Source organism: Rhodoferax sp. P1_F3, assembly GCF_056405715.1.
In genome coordinates, this window is the sequence record NZ_JBFUBO010000001.1 from 530,965 (window position 1) to 549,395 (window position 18,431).

General features: G+C 61.9%; 17 protein-coding genes, 1 rRNA gene and 2 pseudogenes. 5 read left to right on the forward strand and 15 right to left on the reverse strand.

Going from position 1 to position 18,431, the window contains the following annotated elements; all coding sequences use genetic code 11:
- Window positions 1-27 precede the first annotated feature (27 nt).
- Entirely contained in the window at window positions 28-474 is a 447-nt protein-coding gene (locus AC1DZ5_RS02610; protein ID WP_477885732.1) for a MerR family transcriptional regulator, read from the reverse strand.
- 105 nt (window positions 475-579) lie between these two features.
- On the opposite strand from AC1DZ5_RS02610, the gene AC1DZ5_RS02615 reads away from it, so the two are divergent.
- From AC1DZ5_RS02615 to AC1DZ5_RS02625, 3 genes are all read left to right on the forward strand, one after another.
- Window positions 580-1,641, forward strand: coding sequence for an MBL fold metallo-hydrolase (locus tag AC1DZ5_RS02615; RefSeq protein ID WP_477885734.1), 1,062 nt, complete (start codon window positions 580-582; stop codon window positions 1,639-1,641).
- Between the two features lie 95 nt (window positions 1,642-1,736).
- On the forward strand, window positions 1,737-2,945 hold the full coding sequence (locus AC1DZ5_RS02620; protein WP_477885794.1) for an MFS transporter: 1,209 nt from the start codon (window positions 1,737-1,739) through the stop codon (window positions 2,943-2,945).
- Between the two features lie 30 nt (window positions 2,946-2,975).
- A complete protein-coding gene (locus tag AC1DZ5_RS02625; RefSeq protein ID WP_477885736.1) occupies window positions 2,976-3,671 on the forward strand; it encodes a glutathione binding-like protein in 696 nt (231 codons plus the stop codon).
- Window positions 3,672-3,695: 24 nt separating this feature from the next.
- Here AC1DZ5_RS02625 and AC1DZ5_RS02630 read toward each other — a convergent pair whose 3' ends face one another.
- The 10 genes from AC1DZ5_RS02630 to AC1DZ5_RS02675 form a co-directional block, all read right to left on the reverse strand.
- Window positions 3,696-4,481 (reverse strand): hypothetical protein, encoded by a 786-nt coding sequence (locus tag AC1DZ5_RS02630; protein WP_477885738.1) that lies wholly within the window; start codon window positions 4,479-4,481, stop codon window positions 3,696-3,698.
- A 27-nt stretch (window positions 4,482-4,508) separates the two neighbouring features.
- Complete coding sequence (locus tag AC1DZ5_RS02635; RefSeq protein ID WP_477885740.1) at window positions 4,509-5,423, reverse strand: M48 family metallopeptidase; 915 nt, start codon at window positions 5,421-5,423, stop codon at window positions 4,509-4,511.
- Between the two features lie 24 nt (window positions 5,424-5,447).
- Window positions 5,448-6,191: a lysophospholipid acyltransferase family protein gene (locus AC1DZ5_RS02640; protein WP_477885796.1), complete on the reverse strand. Its 744-nt coding sequence runs from the start codon at window positions 6,189-6,191 to the stop codon at window positions 5,448-5,450.
- A 53-nt stretch (window positions 6,192-6,244) separates the two neighbouring features.
- Window positions 6,245-6,793 carry a D-glycero-beta-D-manno-heptose 1,7-bisphosphate 7-phosphatase gene (gene gmhB, locus AC1DZ5_RS02645; protein ID WP_477885742.1) on the reverse strand — a complete coding sequence of 183 codons (549 nt, stop codon included), beginning with the start codon at window positions 6,791-6,793 and terminating at the stop codon, window positions 6,245-6,247.
- A 15-nt stretch (window positions 6,794-6,808) separates the two neighbouring features.
- A complete protein-coding gene (gene glyS / locus AC1DZ5_RS02650; RefSeq protein ID WP_477885744.1) occupies window positions 6,809-8,941 on the reverse strand; it encodes a glycine--tRNA ligase subunit beta in 2,133 nt (710 codons plus the stop codon).
- Window positions 8,938-10,362, reverse strand: coding sequence for a tetratricopeptide repeat protein (locus tag AC1DZ5_RS02655; protein WP_477885746.1), 1,425 nt, complete (start codon window positions 10,360-10,362; stop codon window positions 8,938-8,940). Before AC1DZ5_RS02655 ends, glyS begins: the two co-directional genes overlap by 4 nt.
- Window positions 10,363-10,365: 3 nt before the next feature.
- Window positions 10,366-11,271 carry a glycine--tRNA ligase subunit alpha gene (glyQ, locus tag AC1DZ5_RS02660; protein WP_477885748.1) on the reverse strand — a complete coding sequence of 302 codons (906 nt, stop codon included), beginning with the start codon at window positions 11,269-11,271 and terminating at the stop codon, window positions 10,366-10,368.
- A gap of 82 nt (window positions 11,272-11,353) precedes the next feature.
- Window positions 11,354-12,907 (reverse strand): apolipoprotein N-acyltransferase, encoded by a 1,554-nt coding sequence (gene lnt, locus AC1DZ5_RS02665; RefSeq protein WP_477885750.1) that lies wholly within the window; start codon window positions 12,905-12,907, stop codon window positions 11,354-11,356.
- Window positions 12,908-12,921: 14 nt separating this feature from the next.
- On the reverse strand, window positions 12,922-13,794 hold the full coding sequence (locus AC1DZ5_RS02670) for an HlyC/CorC family transporter (protein WP_477885752.1): 873 nt from the start codon (window positions 13,792-13,794) through the stop codon (window positions 12,922-12,924).
- Window positions 13,795-13,851: 57 nt separating this feature from the next.
- A complete protein-coding gene (locus tag AC1DZ5_RS02675) occupies window positions 13,852-14,580 on the reverse strand; it encodes an N-acetyltransferase family protein (RefSeq protein WP_477885754.1) in 729 nt (242 codons plus the stop codon).
- Window positions 14,581-14,696: 116 nt separating this feature from the next.
- Between AC1DZ5_RS02675 and AC1DZ5_RS02680 the strand changes: the two genes are divergently transcribed.
- Both AC1DZ5_RS02680 and AC1DZ5_RS02685 read left to right on the forward strand, forming a co-directional pair.
- A complete protein-coding gene (locus AC1DZ5_RS02680) occupies window positions 14,697-15,431 on the forward strand; it encodes an FFLEELY motif protein (RefSeq protein WP_477885756.1) in 735 nt (244 codons plus the stop codon).
- 45 nt (window positions 15,432-15,476) lie between these two features.
- Window positions 15,477-17,162, forward strand: coding sequence for an AMP-binding protein (locus AC1DZ5_RS02685; RefSeq protein ID WP_477885758.1), 1,686 nt, complete (start codon window positions 15,477-15,479; stop codon window positions 17,160-17,162).
- A 93-nt stretch (window positions 17,163-17,255) separates the two neighbouring features.
- Here the strand turns inward: AC1DZ5_RS02685 and AC1DZ5_RS02690 are convergent, their stop codons facing one another.
- The 4 genes and pseudogenes from AC1DZ5_RS02690 to rrf all read right to left on the reverse strand — a co-directional run bounded on the left by AC1DZ5_RS02690 (window position 17,256) and on the right by rrf (window position 18,399).
- Window positions 17,256-17,483, reverse strand: a complete 228-nt coding sequence (locus tag AC1DZ5_RS02690) for a hypothetical protein (protein WP_477885760.1) — start codon at window positions 17,481-17,483, stop codon at window positions 17,256-17,258.
- Between the two features lie 20 nt (window positions 17,484-17,503).
- Window positions 17,504-17,791 (reverse strand): annotated as a pseudogene (locus tag AC1DZ5_RS02695) (transposase domain-containing protein); the annotation flags it as partial.
- Window positions 17,792-17,852: 61 nt separating this feature from the next.
- Window positions 17,853-18,110: pseudogene (locus tag AC1DZ5_RS02700) on the reverse strand (transposase); the annotation flags it as partial.
- A 176-nt stretch (window positions 18,111-18,286) separates the two neighbouring features.
- Window positions 18,287-18,399, reverse strand: a 5S ribosomal RNA gene (gene rrf / locus AC1DZ5_RS02705).
- Between the last annotated feature and the right edge of the window lie 32 nt (window positions 18,400-18,431).

Genomic DNA, 18,431 nt, shown 5'->3' on the forward strand with positions numbered 1-18,431 from the left:
TCCTCGTTTTGGTATGGGGGTTGCCGCTCAGGCGGTTTTCTTGGTGGCGGCCTTGGCGACTGTCTTGACTGCAGGCTTGCCGAGCCGAGCTTCGCTGGCGGCCAGCAGGGCACGGGCCTCGCGCTGGTGCACCTTGATCTCGTCCAGGTTGGACTGCAGCTCGGCCATTTGCTCCTCCACCTGCTTGCGGTGCACGGCCAGCACGTCCAAGAACTTCTTAAGCTGGGCACCCGTGTCACGCGGGCTGTCGTACATCTCGATGATGTCGCGCGCCTCGGTCAGGGAGAGGCCCAGGCGCTTGGCGCGCAGGGTCAGCTTGAGCCGGGTACGGTCGCGCCCGCTGTACACGCGGTTGCGCCCACCCGGGCCGGTGCGCTCGGGCTGCAGCAAGCCCAAATCCTCATAAAACCGGATGGCACGGGTGGTCAGGTCAAACTCGCGGGCCAGATCGCTGATGCTGTAGGTGGTGCTCATGGTGCGGTAAAAATGGCGACAAGGCGGCAGGCTGCGCCTGTCTACAATGCCGCCAAGGTTGACGTTTACGTAAACGTCAATTATGAAGCAAAACGATTGGGGCCTATGAACGACCTGGAACAGCGCCTGCACTACCCCCTGGGCGACGCCCTGCCCGAGAGCGGGCGTTGCATCGAGGTGGCACCCGGCGTGAAGTGGATCCGCATGGCGCTGCCGTTTGCGCTAAACCACATCAACCTCTGGCTGTTGCGGGACGAGATCGGCGGCGTGGCGGGCTGGAGCGTGGTGGACGCCTGCATCCACCGAGACGAAGCCAAGGCGCAATGGGAAGAGATCTTCGCCCACGAGCTGGAAGGCCTGCCCATCCTGCGCGTCATCGTCACCCACATGCACCCCGACCACATTGGCCTGGCGCACTGGCTGTGCGAGCGCTGGAACGTATCGCTGTGGATCAGCGGGCTGGACTACCAGGTGGCGCGCCTGGCCTGCCTGGCGCCGACCAGCTTTGGCGGTGCACGCACGGCCGCCTTCTTCGCCCAGCATGGCCTCCACGATACCGAAACCCAGAGCAAGCTACTGAACCGGCGCGACTACTTCACCACCCTGGTGCCCTCGGTGCCCGACGACTACCACCGCCTGCTGGACGGCCAGACGCTGCGCATAGGAGCCCACACCTGGCGCTGCATCAGCGGCTACGGCCATGCACCCGAACACATGGCGCTGTACTGCGAAGGCCTGAACGTGCTGATTGGCGGCGACATGATGCTGCCACGTATCTCCACCAATGTCAGCGTCTACGAGTCAGAACCCGAGGCCAATGCGCTGGCCCTGTTTCTGGACTCCATCGACAAATTCCGTCCCCTGCCCGAATCCACATTGGTGCTGCCAGCGCACGGCAAGCCCTTCACGGGCCTGCACGAACGCATCCAGCAGCTGCACGACCACCACCGCGCCCACCTGGACAAGGTGCTGGAGGCATGCCGCCAGCAGCCTTGCAGCGCGGCCGACATCATTCCCGTGCTGTTCACCCGCGCCATGGACTTTCACCAAACCACCTTCGCACTGGGTGAGTCCGTGGCCCACCTGCACGCGCTCTGGCATGCGGGGCAGCTGCAGCGCACGCGGCGCGCCGACGGCGTGCTGCGCTTTGCGGCCACCCCGGGCTAGCCGCACACCGCCGGTCAGTTACAAAACCGGAACGCTGCAGGACACCCTGCCGTAGCGCCCGAGGGCGCATAGATCGCCGCTACAGTGGGCCCATGCTGCGCACCCACCACCTTCTTTTCTACGGCTCCCTGCTGCTCTCGCGCCTGGCCGATCAGGTCTTGCTGTTCCTGGTGCCGCTGGTGGTGTACCAGCAGACCGGCAGTGCGTCGTGGACCGGGATTGCGTTTTTTGTGGAAACGCTCGCGCGTTTTGTCGCCTTCMCCGTCTGCGGCGTGCTGAGCGACCAGCACCCGCCCATGCGCCTGCTGCGCCAAAGCCAGGGCCTGCGGGCGCTGAGCTGTGCGGCCGGGCTGGCAGCAGGCTTTGCTATGAACGGGCAGGCCGCGCTGGTAGCGCTGGTGCTGGTGTCGGCCGCCTGCGGCGTGTTCACAACCCAGGGCGTAATGGCGCGTGAAGTGCTGCTGCCCCACATCTTTCCCGGCGAGCGGTTTGAGAGGGTCTTGGCCCATGCCCAGATATCCGACCAACTCGGCATGGTGGCTGGTCCCGCGGTGGCTGCCGCAGCCTTGGCGCTGTGGCCCTGGCAAGGCGTGCTGGGCTGCAGCGCCCTGTTGTTTCTACTGGCCGATGCCGGGCTGGCCTGGTGGCAGCGCCAGCACACCGGTGCCCTGCCTCAGGGCCGCAGTGCGCAGGGGGAAAGCTGGTGGGTTCCGCTGCGCACCGCACTGCGCCACATCACCCAACTGCCCGGCCTCAAACCGCTGATTGCTCTGGCGGCCGGTGTAAACCTGGTGGTGGGCGTGACGCAGGCCACCGCTGCGGCGATGGTGACTGGCCTGCTAGCCCAGAGCGATGCGGTGTATGCGCAGCTGCAAACTGCAGGCGCGGTAGTCACGGTGTTGGTGCTGGCCTGGGTGGCCCGCGTGCACTGGCGCGGCCACACGCTAGGCGTGTGGTCCTACACCCTGCTGCTGGCGGGTGGGCTCATGACGGCCTGGGCCGTGCACCCCGCGGTGTACGCGCTGGGTTTTTTGCTGGTTATCGGGTTTGACAAGATGTTCAGCGTCTATATCCGCGCCGGCCGCCAGCGCATCATTCCACCGCAAGACTTTGGCAAAACCAGCGGCGTGGTCGTGCTGCTCAACAACCTGACCCAGCCCCTGGCCGGCCTGGCCGTGGGCCTGGGCGCCCAGGGTGCGGACGCGCGCGGCGTGATTGCCGTGCTGGTGCTGGGGATGGGACTGATCGGCGGGGCCGTGCTGTGGATTGGGCGGGCCGCTGCAAGCCCAAAGCAAATCAGCTAAGGTTTGCGCTCTTTAACGGGAGCGCTTTGCATGATTGACCTGTACTACTGGACCACGCCCAACGGCCACAAGATCACGATGTTTCTGGAAGAGGCCGGCCTGCCCTACCAGCTGCACACCATCAACATCGGCCGCGGCGAGCAGTTCCAGCCCGACTTTCTGGCCATTGCGCCCAACAACCGCATTCCCGCCATCGTGGACCAGTCACCCACCGACGGCGGCACGCCGATTTCGTTGTTTGAGTCTGGCGCCATCCTGCTGTACCTGGCCGACAAGGTCGGCCGCTTTGTGCCGCAAGACTTGCGCGGGCGCAATGTGGCGCTGCAGTGGCTGTTCTGGCAAATGGGCGGCCTGGGTCCCATGGCCGGGCAAAACCACCACTTCAACCAGTACGCGCCCGAAAAATTGCCTTATGCGATGGAGCGCTACACCAAGGAGACCGCGCGCCTGTACGGTGTGCTGAACAAGCACCTGAGCGATGGCCGCAAGTACATCGCGGGCGAGTACAGCATTGCCGACATGGCCAGCTACCCCTGGATCGTGCCCTACGAGCGCCAGGGCCAGAAGCTGGAAGACTTCCCCCACCTGGCCGCCTGGTTTGCCCGCGTGGCAGCGCGCCCTGCGACGGTCAAGGCCTACGCGATTGCAGAGGGCATCCGCAACCCTGGAATGGACGAAGCGGCGAAGAAGATTCTGTTTGGACAGGATGCGAGCACGGTGCGCTGACAGCGACTGTGTGTGACCCGTGTCTCAATCTGCCGCCAACAGCGTCTGGATCGAGGGAACGCCGTCAAACGCATCCTGCGGCTTGGAGAACGCGATGGCCTTGTTCACGCCATCTTGCAGTTGCTTGGCCCAGGCCACGATCTTGTCGAAAGATTGTTTCTTCTTGGGATCTGCCGCAATTGCATTGAGACTCCAGTCCGCCGCCGTGGTGGCGGGGAAGCCGAGTTTGACAGGGTTCAGCGCCATGGTGAGGTCGTACAAGCGCCAACTGGACTGGGAATTGCGGACCTTGACGACAAGCAGCACGACTTCGCCTGACTGCATCTTCACAACGTGGGGATTGATGGTCAAGCAGTTGTCGATCCGGCCAGACGCCTTGTTCAGCATGAATAAATGACTGGTGCTCGGGCTGCACAAATCTGCCGCGAAATACCCATCGGTACTGGCAGCGCCCATGGACGTCGTGACATACATCTCTGCAAAGAAATCACCATCCAGCGGACTGCTGAGCGTGGTGCGCAGAATCCGCACATCCATGTTGTTGTTGTCCGCCTTGTTCTCCATCACATACCAGGTGCGCCCACCGGTATAAAGCGGATAGCCACCCACGGTAGTGCCTGTGGGCACCTCAGAATATTGGGCAATTTTGCTCGGGTTGCCATTGGGAAACAACTCTTCAGCCCCGGCCATATGGGCACCTAAAGCCAACAAAACCGCGGCCGCACGTATCCAGTACTTCATTTTTCCTCCCTGTATTTTGTGAATAGAAGCGCCCGTGAATTTAGCAGACGAATCGACAGCTTTCGGCACTAACGCACGCGGTGTGGCGCGCGGGCATCACCACTTCGGAATCGCCGGGTCCTTGAGGCTACCGCGCAGCTCGGCGTAGTCGGGCATCACCGAGCGCACGGTGTCCCAAAAGCGGGGGCTGTGGTCCATCACGCGCAGGTGGCTCAGCTCGTGGGCCACCACGTAGTCGATCACGGCCTGGCGGAAGTGGATGAGGCGCCAGTTCAGGCGGATGGATCCGTCGGACTTGGCACTGCCCCAGCGGGTACCGGCGTTGCTTAGGCTCATCTTGGCCCAGCGCACCTGCAGCTGCGGCGCATAGTGGTCCAGGCGCGCCACAAAATTGGCCTTGGCCTGGCGCATCAACCAGGCCTGCACGGCATCGCGGATTTGCGCTTCTGTGGCGGTGTGCGGCAGGGCAATGCGCAGGGTGGTAACGCCGTCGTCCTGCGCCACCTCGTCCAGTTGCGCACCCTTGGCGGCAAAACCGTGGCCACCGTCCAGTGCGATGCGGATGGAGTTGCCGAGGTAGGGAATGACCGCGCCCTCTTGCCACACCACCTGGGCATGCTCCTGGCGGGTTTGGCGTTCGCGGGTTTCGTCCAGCTTGCGCAGAATCCAGCCGGCTTTTTCCTGCAGCGCGGCGTCCACTTCGTAGAGAGGCGTCCAGCGCGGCGCGCGCACGCTCAGGCCGTCAGGCCCCACCACGAAGCCGATGGTGCGGCGCTTGCCGCGCGCAAAGGCGTAGGCCACCACAGCGCCGTCCAGCCGCACTTCGCGGGTGGCCTTGGGGTGGGCGTAGTTGACCGGAGCAATGGCGTTGTCCAGCGGCTGCCCGGCTACAAAGGGCTGGTTGGGCAGTGGATTTGCTACTTTTTTAGGAGCTGCTGGCGCAATAGCGACGGGGGCTACAGCCCCCAAAGGCTCAAAGAGATCGAGGGTGTAGCGTAGCAATGGGTGCATGGCGCTGGGTGGGCCGCACAGGTGTTAACGCTGGGGCGCGTAGGCCTCAGGATCCAGGCGGCGCATCTCCCCTTCGATCCAGGCCTGCACCTCTTCCATCAGCTCTTTGGGCTCGCGCCCTTCGCTGGGGATGGGTTTGCCAATCGACACCTCCACCACACCAGGCGTCTTGATAAAGGCCTTGCGTGGCCAGCACTTGGCCGACGTCACCGCCACCGGAATCACCGGCGCACCGGTGGCCACGGCCAGGCGGGTGCCACCCAGCTTGTAGGTACCGGTCTGGCCGCGTGGGATGCGCGTGCCTTCGGGAAACATGATGACCCAGATGCCTTGCGCCAGCAGGCGCTTGCCCTGCTCCACCACCTTCGCAAACGATTCGTTGCGCTGGCTGCGGTCGATGTGGACCATGTCCAGCCGGCCCATGGCCCAACCGAAGAAGGGCACGTAGAGCAGCTCTTTCTTGAACACATACGCCAGCGGGTGCGGCATCAGCGTTGGCATCAAAAAGGTCTCGAATGTGGACTGGTGCTTGACCAGCAGGATGGCCGGTGCCGTGTCGCCCGTGGGCAGGTTTTCCCAGCCGATCACGTGGGTTCGGATGCCCAACAGCACGCGCGCGCCGCCAATGGCCCAGCCCAGCCAGCGCACGGCCATCCACCACAGTGGCTTGCCGCGCACGCGGATGGACGCCAGCAACATAATGATCGCCCAGGGCATCACCGTGACCAGCATCCACAGCATGTGCAGGCAAGAGCGCAGCACGGCCATGAACCAATTGGGGCGTTTCTGCGCGGGCACGCCGGAGATGGGGGGCATGCCACTCATGCCTGCGCCACCAGGTGGTCGGCAAAGGCGGCCAGATCGTCGTGCACGATGGTGCCCGCGGGAAAACTGTCCGGCAGCTCACGCCCCTTGTAGGCGGCGGCCTTGCCGGTCAGCACCAGGTGCGGCACGCAGCCCACGGCGGCTCCGGCGATCAGGTCGCGCGCCGAGTCGCCCACGGCAGGCATGCCGCGCAGGTCCACCCCAAAGCGCTCACCAATCTGCTCGAACAGACCGGGCTCAGGCTTGCGGCAATGGCAGTTGTCGTCCGGTGCATGTGGGCAGTAAAAAATGGCGTCTATCTTTCCGCCCACGGCCGCCAGCATGGTGTGCATCTTGGCGTGCATGGCGTTGAGCGCCACCACATCAAACAGGCCGCGCCCCAGACCGCTCTGGTTGGTGGCCACCACCACATGCCAACCCGCGTGGTTGAGCTTGGCAATGGCTTCGAGCGCACCCGGCAGCGGCCGCCACTCGTGGGGCGATTTAACGAACTCCGCACTGTCGATGTTGATGGTGCCGTCGCGGTCGAGGACGCAGAGTTTCATGGTGTATTGCCCGGTTTAAGCAGCCAGCTTGGACAGGTCGGCTACGCGGTTCATGGCATCGTGCAGAGTGGCCAGCAGGCCCAGGCGGTTGGCCTTGAGTGCGGGGTCCTCGGCATTCACCATCACGCCATCAAAGAACGCATCCACGGGTGCTTTGAGGGCAGCCAAGGCTTGCAGATTGGCAGCGTAATTGCCTGCAGCCCACGCGGCATCTGCGGCAGGTGCTACTGTTTTAAGAGCATCGGCCAGTGCTTTCTCGGCGGGCTCTACCAGCAGTGCGGGATTGATAGCCGTTGGAACTTCGCCTTCGACCTTCTTGAGGATGTTGCCCACGCGCTTGTTGGCTGCTGCCAATGCCGGGGCCTCAGATAAGGCGGCAAAGGCGCGCACGGCTGCGAGCCGCTTGGCCACATCACCCAAGCGCTGGGGGCGCAGGGCCAGCACGGCATCCACTTCCTGGGCGCTGTAGCCCTGCTCGCGCAGGGAACCGGCTAGGCGGTCGAAGATGAAGTCAGACAAGGCAGCTACGACAGTATCTGGAACAAGCCCCAAAAATGCAGGGACTGCACCAGCAATCAAATCTTTGACTTCCAACTGCAGGTCTTTTTCCACCAACATGCGAATAACGCCTAAAGCATGACGACGCAAGGCAAAGGGATCTTTGTCACCCGTCGGCAAATTGCCAATGCCAAACATTCCCACCAACGTTTCCAGCTTATCCGCCAGTGCAACGACTACCCCAGCTTCATTGCGAGGAAGAGCATCGCCGGCAAAGCGAGGTTTGTAGTGATCCTCAATAGCATGGGCAACTGTCTCCGAAAAACCATCATTTAGGGCGTAATAGCCGCCCATGATCCCTTGCAATTCAGGAAATTCGCCAACCATATCTGTAACCAGATCGGTCTTCGCCAATTCCGCTACCCGTTGCACATCTGCGAGGAGTGCAGGCGACAACTTATTTGCAATCGCATCTGCAATTGCTCTCACACGAACCATTCTGTCCAACTGCGTGCCCAGCTTGTTGTGGTAGACCACCTTGCCCAAACCCTCGACGCGCGAAGCCAGCGTCTTCTTGCGATCCTGGTCAAAGAAGAACTTGGCGTCGGCCAGGCGTGGGCGCACCACGCGCTCGTTGCCGCCGATCACCAAGCTGGCGTCGTCGGGGTTGATGTTGCTCACCACCAAAAACTTGTTGGTCAGCTTGTTGTTTGCGTCCAGCAGCGGGAAGTATTTCTGGTTGGCCTTCATGGTCAGGATCAGGCACTCTTGCGGCACGCCGAGGAACTCTTTCTCGAATTCGCAAACCAGTACGTTGGGGCGCTCGACAAGTGCCGTTACTTCGTCCAGCAGCGCATCATCAATATCCCCGCTTGGATCAATTAATGGGAAGCAGCCTTCTGGCGCTCGATCAGTCAATTGCCGACGAATTTCCTCCTTGCGATCGGCAAAGCTGGCAATCACCGCACCATCCATGGCCAGGATAGCCGCGTAGCCGTCGGCATCCGTAATCACCACGGGCGACACGGCCGCTTCAAAGCGGTGGCCTTGTGTGCTGTTGCCAGCGTTGAGGCCCAGAGCTTGCACGGGCACCACATCAGCACCATGCAACGCCATCAGGCTGTGCGCAGGGCGCACAAAGCTCACGCTACTCCAGCCCGGCAGCTCGCAACCGCTTTCCAACTGGTAGGTCATGACCTTGGGGATGGGCAGCTTGGCAATCGCGTCCAGCAGCGCCTTTTGTAGGCCCTCAGTCAGCGTGGCGCCTTTGACATTGCTGTCGTAAAACAGCGCTTCGGCTTTGCCATCCTGCGCACGTTTCAAACCTGCAACGGCAGACGCGTCGGCGCCCAGCGATTGCAGCTTCTTCAGCAAGGCGGGTGTGGCGTTGCCAGAAGTATCCAGGCCCACGACAACCGGCATGAGTTTTTGCGAAACAGCTTTGTCGGCGGCCTGGGCCGCAACCGCGGTGACATGCGCGGCCAGCCGGCGCGGAGAGGCAAATGCCGTGAGGGTCGAATCAGCCGCCGTGAGGCCCTGGGCTTTGAGTTGCTCGAACAGCACGCCGGCAAAGGCATTGCCCAGCTTATTCAGCGCCTTCGGGGGCAGCTCTTCGACAAACAGTTCAACAAGCAGGCTTTGGGTGGTCATAGTGAGATTGTGCACAGGCGGGGTGCCTGCGCGGTTTCGTAGATTCGGGTGGTTTCGGAGGTAGCGCTCATGCCGACCAGCGCACGCGCGGTCACCAGCATCGACTCACCAATTTTCTCGATCTGCGCGGTAACGCGCGCGACCTGCTCGGGCGGTGGCGCAACGCGGGTGCCCAATCGCGGCCGGATTTCGTCCTGGATCGCCTCGCCGAGGCGAAACTGGAACTCTAGCTGGTAATACAACCAGCCGGGGTCGGCGGCATGTGCTACCGCCAGGCGTTGCATGTGTTGGAGTGCGTCACCATAAACCGCCACGGCTTCGTCGGTTCGCCCGGCGTTGAGGTGATCGTCGGCGATCTGCAGGTAGCTACTGCGCAGATCCATCTGGGCGTCGATATTGACGGGGTCACGCTCCACAATGGCCGTGCGCAACCGCAGGGCCTCCCGCAGCAACTGGGCGCCAACGTCGCTTTTACCCTTGTTGCGTTCAAACACACCAGCGCTGGCGCGGTTGTGCGCCAGATCGCGTTGCCACACAAGGTTGGCGGGGTCGCGTTGCACCAACTTCTTGTGGATTTCAAAGCCAGCCTGGTACGCGTCGCGCGCTTGGCCGACGTTGACGACGATGTGGAACATCTCGCCCAGTCGGTCGTAGTTCAGCGCAAGTTCATGCTGCAGTGTGGCGTTGGAGGGTGCTTCCTCGGCCAGCTTTTCTCGCAGTTCGAGTTCGGCGATTTTGGCGGCGCGTGCCGGTTTTTCTCCACCCATGCCGAATTGCACGGAGCCCAGGCCCCGGTACAGGTCCGCAAGGTCATGCCGCCACGCACTGTTGGCGTGATCTTTCGTGACAAGGCTTTTTTGCAGATCGACGGCTTTTTGGTGCAGATCGCGGCTTGTGGCCCACACACCTGACACTTCAGCCAGGCGCGAATACGACATCGCCAGATCACGCTGCCACGCGGCCTGCCCGGGATCGCCAGCGAGCAGCTTTTCGAGGATCGCAACCGCAGAAGTAAAAGATGCCCGCGCCGCCTGCCGGGCTGTCGCGGCGCCAGCCTCATCGGGCGCCGCATCACGAGCGCCACCGGGCCGAACCAGCCTCACAGGGAGCTTGACGATGGCTTGCAGCAAATCCTTTCGGCGGGCATCCGCCGGCGCTTCTTCTGCATTGATTCCTGCGGCATTCCGTGCGTGCAGGTAACCCGCCTCATACGGATAACGCAACAACGCCAGGTCGCCCCGGCATGCTTGAGCCTTCCCGGTGCGCATGTGTCCCAGAGCCACTTCGTACTGCGCCTGTCGATTGGGCTTGCCGTCGAATTGCACCGGAGATTGCACCCGCGGCTGTGCGACCGAAGACACGGCAGTACCGAGCAGGGCAAGCCCCGCCAGCGTTGCGCTTGTCAACAGTATTGACTTCATGCGTCAGGCAGCCTTCTTCGGCATCTGCTCCACCCACTCACGCGGCGCCATGGGAAAGCCCAGGCGCTCACGGCTCTCGTAATAACTTTGCGCCACACTGCGCGCCAGGTTGCGAATCCGGCCGATGTAGGCGGCACGCTCCGTCACGCTGATGGCACCACGCGCGTCCAGCAGGTTGAAGCTGTGCGCGGCCTTGAGCACCTGCTCATAGGCGGGCAGCGCCAGTTGCGCCTCGATCAAATGCTTGGCCTGTTTTTCGTGCGCGTTGAACGCCGTGAACAGGAAGTCCGCATCGCTGTGCTCGAAGTTGTAGGTGGACTGCTCCACTTCGTTTTGCTTGTAGACGTCGCCATAACTCAGGCCTTCGGTCCAGGTCAGGTTGTAGACGTTGTCCACGCCCTGCAGGTACATGGCCAGGCGCTCCAGCCCATAGGTGATCTCGCCCGTGGCGGGCTTGCAGTCGATGCCACCCACCTGCTGGAAGTAGGTGAATTGCGTGACTTCCATGCCGTTGAGCCACACTTCCCAGCCCAGGCCCCAGGCACCCAGTGTGGGGTTTTCCCAATCGTCTTCCACAAAGCGAATGTCGTTTTTCTTCAGGTCAAAGCCCAGCGCTTCGAGAGAGCCCAGGTACAGCTCCAGGATGTTGCTGGGTGCGGGCTTTAGGACCACCTGGTACTGGTAGTAGTGCTGCAGGCGGTTGGGGTTCTCGCCATAGCGGCCATCCTTGGGGCGACGGCTTGGCTGCACGTAGGCGGCCTTCCAGGGCTCGGGGCCAATGGCGCGCAGAAAGGTGGCGGTGTGCGAAGTGCCGGCACCCACTTCCATGTCATAGGGTTGCAACAGGGCGCAGCCCTGCTCAGCCCAGTAGGACTGCAGTTTCAAAATGATTTGCTGAAAAGTAAGCATGGTGCGTTGGCTGGTGCGCGGCGGATGCCGGTGCAAGAACGTTCGTTCGAGTAAACCCCGCATTTTACGGGGCTGCAGGCCCTCAGCGCGTGCGACGCCCCAAGCGCCAGGCAGCGGCTATCAACAGCAGGCACACCACCCACAGAGGCCACAGCCCGAAGCGGGCCGCCCACCAGGCAAACGGGGTCACGCCGGTGCGGCCCTGCACCTCGCCCACCAGTACGCCGCGGGTCAGGCGTGGCAGGGCTTGTTGCACCACCGCCTTGTGGTCCAGGATGGCCGTGGTGCCGGTGTTGGTGGCGCGCACAAAGGGGCGCTGGAACTCCAGTGCCCGAGCGCGCGAGATGTTCAGGTGCTGGTCCAACGCAATCGAGTCGTTGAACCAGCCCAGGTTGCTCACATTGGCAAACACCGTGGGGGCCAGCGCAGCGTCGGCGAACCGGCTGGCCAGTTCCTCGCCGTACAGGTCTTCGTAGCAAATATTGGGCGCCACGCGCTCACCGGCCACGGGCAGGGACGGTTGGCCCAGCGGCCCGCGGTTGAAGTCTCCCAGCGGGATGTTCATCATGCGGGTGAACCACTTGAACAGCGGAGGAATGAACTCGCCAAACGGCACCAGGTGGTGCTTGTCGTAGCGCCAGGGCTCTTTCTGGCCCGGCGCCAAGGCCAGCACCGAATTGGTATAGCCCTGGGTATAACTGCCCAAAGGGATCCCGATGATGGCCGTGGACTTGCCGTTGACAAAGTGCTGCTCCAGCGCAGACCAATAGCCCTCGGGCAATTGTTGTGGCAACAAGGGCACCGCAGTTTCCGGCGCCACCACCAGCGCGGTGTTGCTCTGCTGCAGCTGTTCGGCGTACCACTGCAGTGCCAATGGCACGCCGCTACCAGTCTCAAACTTCTCGTCCTGCGGGATATTGCCTTGCAGCAGCGTCACGCTCAGCGTGCCGCTGGCTTGCGTCCAGTTGTTCCAGGCGGGTGGCGCCAGCAGCGGCAATACAAATACACTGGCCGCCAAGGCGGCATTCACGATCCCACGTCGCGACACCAGCAACGCGATGGACGCTGCGCCCCAGGCCGCCAGTAGCCCCACGCCATAGCTGCCCAACCAGGGCAGGTACCAGGCCAGCGGGCCGTCCAGGTGCGCATAGCCCACCGCCCCCCAGCCAAAACCGGTGAGCCAGGTGCCACGGGCCAGTTCGGCCATGGTCCACAGCGCGGCAAAGCACAGTGCGGCCACCACCGGCTGCACATGGCGCCAGCGCCAGAATACCCAGGCTGCCACGGCGTAGTAGAGCCCCAACGCGGCCGCCAGCGCCACGATGGCAATCACTCCCAGCAGCGCCGGCAGGCCGCCATAGGTGTGCAGGGCAATGAACAGCCACCAGAACGTGGTGCTGAGCCACACGGTGACAAACCACCAGGCGCGCCCTGCGGCGACGCGTGCAGACGGAGCCCGCAGCAAGGCAAGCACCAGCACCGACTGGGCCAGCAACTGCAGCCACCATAGCGTGGCGCCTTGAGGGAAAAATATGCCAAATGGCCAGCTAGCCCCCGCCGATTGTGCGCAAGCAGCTATGAAAAGCGTAGCAAACAAGAGCGGGGACTTGGGCGCGACCTGCGCCCGGGCGAACATGGCCGACCGCGTACTCACGCCTCGGCGTGGTTGGGCGTGGGCGACACCTTGAACCACTTCACCGCGCCACCCTTGGTGTGCAGCACGACAAAGTCCAGGCCGCCCAGCGTGTGGCGCTCGCCGCGCTTGGGCACGTGGCCCATCTCGTGGGCGATCAGGCCCCCAATGGTGTCAAAGTGGTTCTCGGGGTCGGAGCCCGCCAGGGTGACCGAGAAGGCATCGTTCACGCGCTCCAGCGGTGTGTCGCCACTGACGCGGTAGGTGCGGTCAGCCAGGGCGAAGATATCACCCTCGTCTTCCGGGATATCAAACTCATCCTCGATCTCGCCGACGATTTGTTCCAGCACGTCCTCAATCGTGATCAGCCCGGCCACACGGCCAAACTCGTCAATCACGATAGCCAGGTGGTTGCGGTTGCCACGGAAGTCACGCAGCAGGTCATTCAACCCTTTGGACTCGGGCACAAACACGGCGGGGCGCAGCAGCGCGCGGATGTTCAGCTCTGGCGCGCGTTGCAGCTTCAGCAGGTCCTTGGCCATCAGGATGCCAATGATGTTTTCGCGCTCGCCATCAAACACCGGGAAGCGCGAGTGCGCTGTGTCGATCACCATGTGCAGTAGCGCGTCCAGGGGCTCCTGGATGTTGAGCAGGTCCATGCGGGTGGCGGGCACCATCACATCGCCAGCCGTCATATCCGCCATGCGGATCACACCTTCGAGCATCACCCGGGACTCGGCACCAATGATGTTGTTGTCTTCCGCCTCGGCCAGCGTCTCGATCAGTTCGGCCGTGGAGTCCGGGCCGGGGTGGATGAATTCGGCCAGTTTCTGTAGGAAGGTGCGTTTGTCCTCTTTATCGGACAAACGCGCGGGATGGGGGTCGGACACTCGTGTGGGGCAGAAACTGCCGTGGTTGCGGAGCGCTAAGGATAGCGGATTTGCATGTCAGGGCGAACTGCGCTGGTTGGCGTCGATCACGCTGCGGCGGATTTCCTGGATATCGGCCAGAAAACTCCAGAAGCTTTTGGCCTGCGACTTGAGGCGGTAATCGGTCTGCGCAATCTGTTCTTCAATCATCTCCGTCATGCGCGAGTCCAGCGTTGCAGGGGGCAGGCGCAGGTAGGCCTCGGATTCCGAGCCATCGCGCTCCACCCGGGCGCCGGCGTTGCGGGCAATCTTGAGCATGGCGGCGTTTTCTGTCAGCGCGTGGATGAACATCAGGCTCACACCGTCGTTGCTGGCGTGCATGGCCGCGCGGTCAAACAGGCGCGCACCGTAGCCGCGCCCGCGCGCGCCGGGCAGCACGGAAACACCAAACTCGGCGCAGCTGTCGTAACGCTGGTCCTTGGCATAGGCCAGGTGAGCCACGGCAATCAGCGCCAGCTTGCGGTTGTAAATGCCAAAGATTTCGTCGCGCTCAAAGTCCAGCCCGTCCACGTATTGCTGGATTTGCTCATCCCGCGTCCACTGGCCGAAGCGCAGGTAGCGGTCCTGTGGGTCCAGCGCCAGCAGATGCTGCGCAATGCGGCCACGGTGGTTTTCACCCAGCGATCGGATAGGCACCAGTGTGGGGGTGGCCCGAGGCGTGCCGATGTCGTCAGATTCCGAAGGCGGGCGCAAAAACTCGCGGCCAGCCTCCAACGAAGCTCTGATCAGACTCTTTGTATCAACCATGGCACTAATATAAGGGTTTCCCCTAGTATTTTCACCCCAATCGTGCAAAGTCCCTAGCCCACCCGCGGCGAGAGGCCCCCGTCCCGCCCGATACACTCGGGCTCATCGAACACCTTATGACCGCCGCCGACACCATTCGTCACGCCCTGGACCGTGTAGCCGCCCTGCGTAGCGAAGCGGCGGGGGATACCCGACTGCTACAAGGCCTGAAGGCCATCAAACGGCTGCAGGCGCAGCGTTTTGCGGGCACCTATGGGGATTTGCTGACCACCAAGGCCTTCGCGGCACCAACCCACTTCTTCCTGCACGAGTTGTACAGCGAACGCGATTTCTCTGACCGGGACCAACAGTTTGCGCGCATTGCTGGCGCGTTACAAACCTTCTTTCCCACACAAGTGGTATCCACGGCCGTGGCCTTGGCAGAGCTGCACGCGCAGACTGAAGCATTGGACCTGGCGATGGCACAGGCCTGGTGTGCGCTGGGCGGCGAAGACGTGCCCCGGTACCTCAAAGCCTGGCGCTCCGTGGCATCCCTGCCCGTGCGGCAAGCGCAGCTACAGGCGGTCTTGGACATTGGCGCCCAGCTAGACCGGTTGACACGCACCCCAGGCCTGCGCATGACCTTGCGCATGATGCGCGGCCCCGCCAAAGTGGCAGGACTGGCTTCGCTGCAAGCGTTTCTGGAAGCGGGTTTTGACACCTTTGCTGGCATGGGTGGCAGGGGCGCACAGGCGCTCGAGTTCCTGAACACCATCGCGCAGCGCGAAACCCATTGGATAGAGGCCTTGTTCAACGCGCCGGTTGTCGCCTGCGAGACGAAATTGCACCAATGCCTAGGAAAAGCCCTGTGAACTCCCTGTGCCGCCGTCGGCACAATGGTTTGAACAGGAGTACCCATGGAAAAAATCTGGCTGAAGAGCTATCCCGACGACGTCCCCCACACCATTGACATCTCCCCTTTCAAGTCGCTGACCCATCTGCTGGAAGAGTCCTTCCGGCGTAACGCCAAAAATCCGTTTTCCGTCTGCATGGACCGATGGATGAGCTACGGCCAGCTCGATGAGCTGTCGCGCACCATGGGTGCCTGGTTGCAGAGCAAGGGGCTGGAGCCTGACGCACGCGTGGCGCTCATGCTGCCCAACGTCCCTCAATTTGCCGTCAGCATGGCGGCCATTCTGCGCGCCGGCTACACCTGTGTGAACGTCAACCCGTTGTACACCGCGCGCGAGCTGGAACACCAACTCAAAGACTCTGGCGCAAGCACCATCATCATCCTGGAGAACTTTGCCCATACGCTGGAGGAAGTGATCGACCGCACACAGATCCAGCATGTGGTGGTGGCCTCCATGGGAGATCTGCTCGGCTTTTGGTATGGCAACTGGATTACCTTTGCCATCCGGCACCTAGCCAAGATGGTGCCCGCCTACAAGTTCACCTTGCCCGCTGGCCGTACCGTCACCGCATTCAACCGGTGCTTGGCAGAAGGCACCAAGATGAGTCTGCGCAGCGCGCCGGTCACCATGGATTCCATTGCGTTCCTCCAGTACACGGGCGGTACCACTGGCCTGTCCAAGGGCGCCGTACTGACCCACCGCAACATCGTCGCTTCCATTCTGCAGTCAGAAGCCTGGTTCAAACCCGCGCTGGCTCGTGTTGGAGATGCTAGCAAACTGAACCTGATTGCGGCCCTGCCCCTTTATCACATCTTTGCGCTCGGCCTGTGCATGCTGTCTATACGGTTTGGTGCGCACATGACGCTGATTCCTAACCCTCGGGACTTCTCCAAGTTTGTTGCGGTCTTGAAGAAGCGTCCTTTCCATATCCTGCCGGCGGTGAACACCCTGTTCAATGCGTTGCTGCAACAGCCTCAGTTCAAAACCCTGGACTTTTCCAACCTCTGCGTCACCCAGGCCGGCGGCATGGCTGCATCCGAAGGTACGTCGAAACACTGGATGGACACTACCGGCTGCCCCATGGTGGAAGGCTGGGGCATGAGCGAAACCTGTGCAATCGGGACCAACAATCCCGTAAATTCCAAGGCATTCTCGGGAACGATTGGTTTGCCTTTGCCAAGCATTGACATCGCCATCAAAGACGAAACGGGCAATTCTTTGCCACCAGATTCTTCCGGTGAAATCTGCATTCGCGGACCGAACGTTATGACCGGCTATTACCAACAGCCCGAAGAGAATGCCAAGGCCTTTACCGCCGATGGTTTTTTGCGCACCGGCGATGTGGGCATCATGGACGAACGTGGCTACATGCGCATCGTGGACCGCATCAAGGACATGATTCTGGTCAGCGGTTTCAACGTCTTCCCCTCGGAACTGGAGAACGTTATCTCCCTGTGCGATGGTGTTCTGGAGTGTGCGGTGATCGGCGTTGCAGACACCAAGCAAGGTGAGGCGATTAAGGTCTTTATCGTGCGCAACTCGCCGGCCTTGTCCGAATCCGACGTGCTGAAGTACTGTGACGCAAACCTCACCGGGTACAAACGCCCCAAGTACATCGAGTTCCGCGATGACTTGCCCAAATCCAACGTCGGCAAGATTCTTAGAAGGCAACTGCGTACTGAAAAATAGCCTGAACATAGGATTCCCATCGCGAGGTGAGGGCCTCTCGTTCTGACAAGCATCGTAAGCGTCCGGCGAACCCGTCTTGACGCCCCAAGGCAATCAGTCCTGCATGCCGTTCACCTCGTCAGTGATGAGGCCGTTGTCGTAGGCTGCGGCAATGGCCTTGTTTAGGCGTTTCAACAAAGCGGACAGTGTTTCACCATCACGACGCACAAGCATCGCCAAGGTGTTGCTGCCATCGGCCGCACTGGCAACGCATTCAAAGGGGGCGAGAGCACCCAGCGTGATGTCGCCACCATCGGCAATCAGGTCTTCAATGTGTTTCATGCGCGGACATTGTCCCCGCATCAAACCGGATGCCAGCGGTGCGGCAGCAGCTCTTCAATGCGACTGGCCCGCTGCCTTGGCAGCCGAGTCAGCACATCTTTGAGATACGCATACGGATCATGCCCGTTCATGCGAGCCGACTGAATCAGGCTCATCACCGCAGCCGCGCGTTGACCGGCACGCAGGCTTCCGGCAAACAGCCAGTTGTTGCGCCCAATGGCAATTGGCCGGATCTGGTTCTCGATCCAGTTGTTGTCCACCGGTAATTGCCCGTCGTCCACAAACCGGGTGAGTGACCATCGACACAGAACCCTTGCGAAGCTCCACCCTGATCTCTTGCTCCCTGGGTACAGGAATTGGCGCTGGCAACGCCAGTGGAATGAATGCTGGTGACGCGGGCGCAATGCCGGGTGCGTTGCGTGCAGCCGAGGCATGACAGCCGCTGCGCTCGTGTTCCTTCAGCCAGCGGTGCAGTACGTTGGCGTTCATGCCATGCTGGCGAGCCAATGCAGCGATAGATGCGCCGGGCGTTTGGCAGGCCGCCACCAACTCGGTCTTGAACTCGGGCGCGTAGGTCCTATGGGTGCGCCGGGCCGTATATCTGGAAATTCCTGGGTCTTTGAGCATGGTGTGCACGTTCTATTGCGTGCACACGATCTTGTGAGACTGCGCTCGCTCATTCAAGATGGGTTCGCCGGACGCTTACCAAGCATCGTTGCTATGCGATGCTTTTTTATGGGCCTAAAACGTACAGACGGAAAAAAACCCCACCTAAATAGGCGGGGTTTTTTCGGCTTGTAATAACCTGACGATGACCTACTTTCACACGGGAATCCGCACTATCATCGGCGCTGACTCGTTTCACTGTCCTGTTCGGGATGGGAAGGAGTGGTACCAAGTCGCTATGGTCGTCAGGCATAACTTGTTGCCACCTTGACTAGGTCAAGG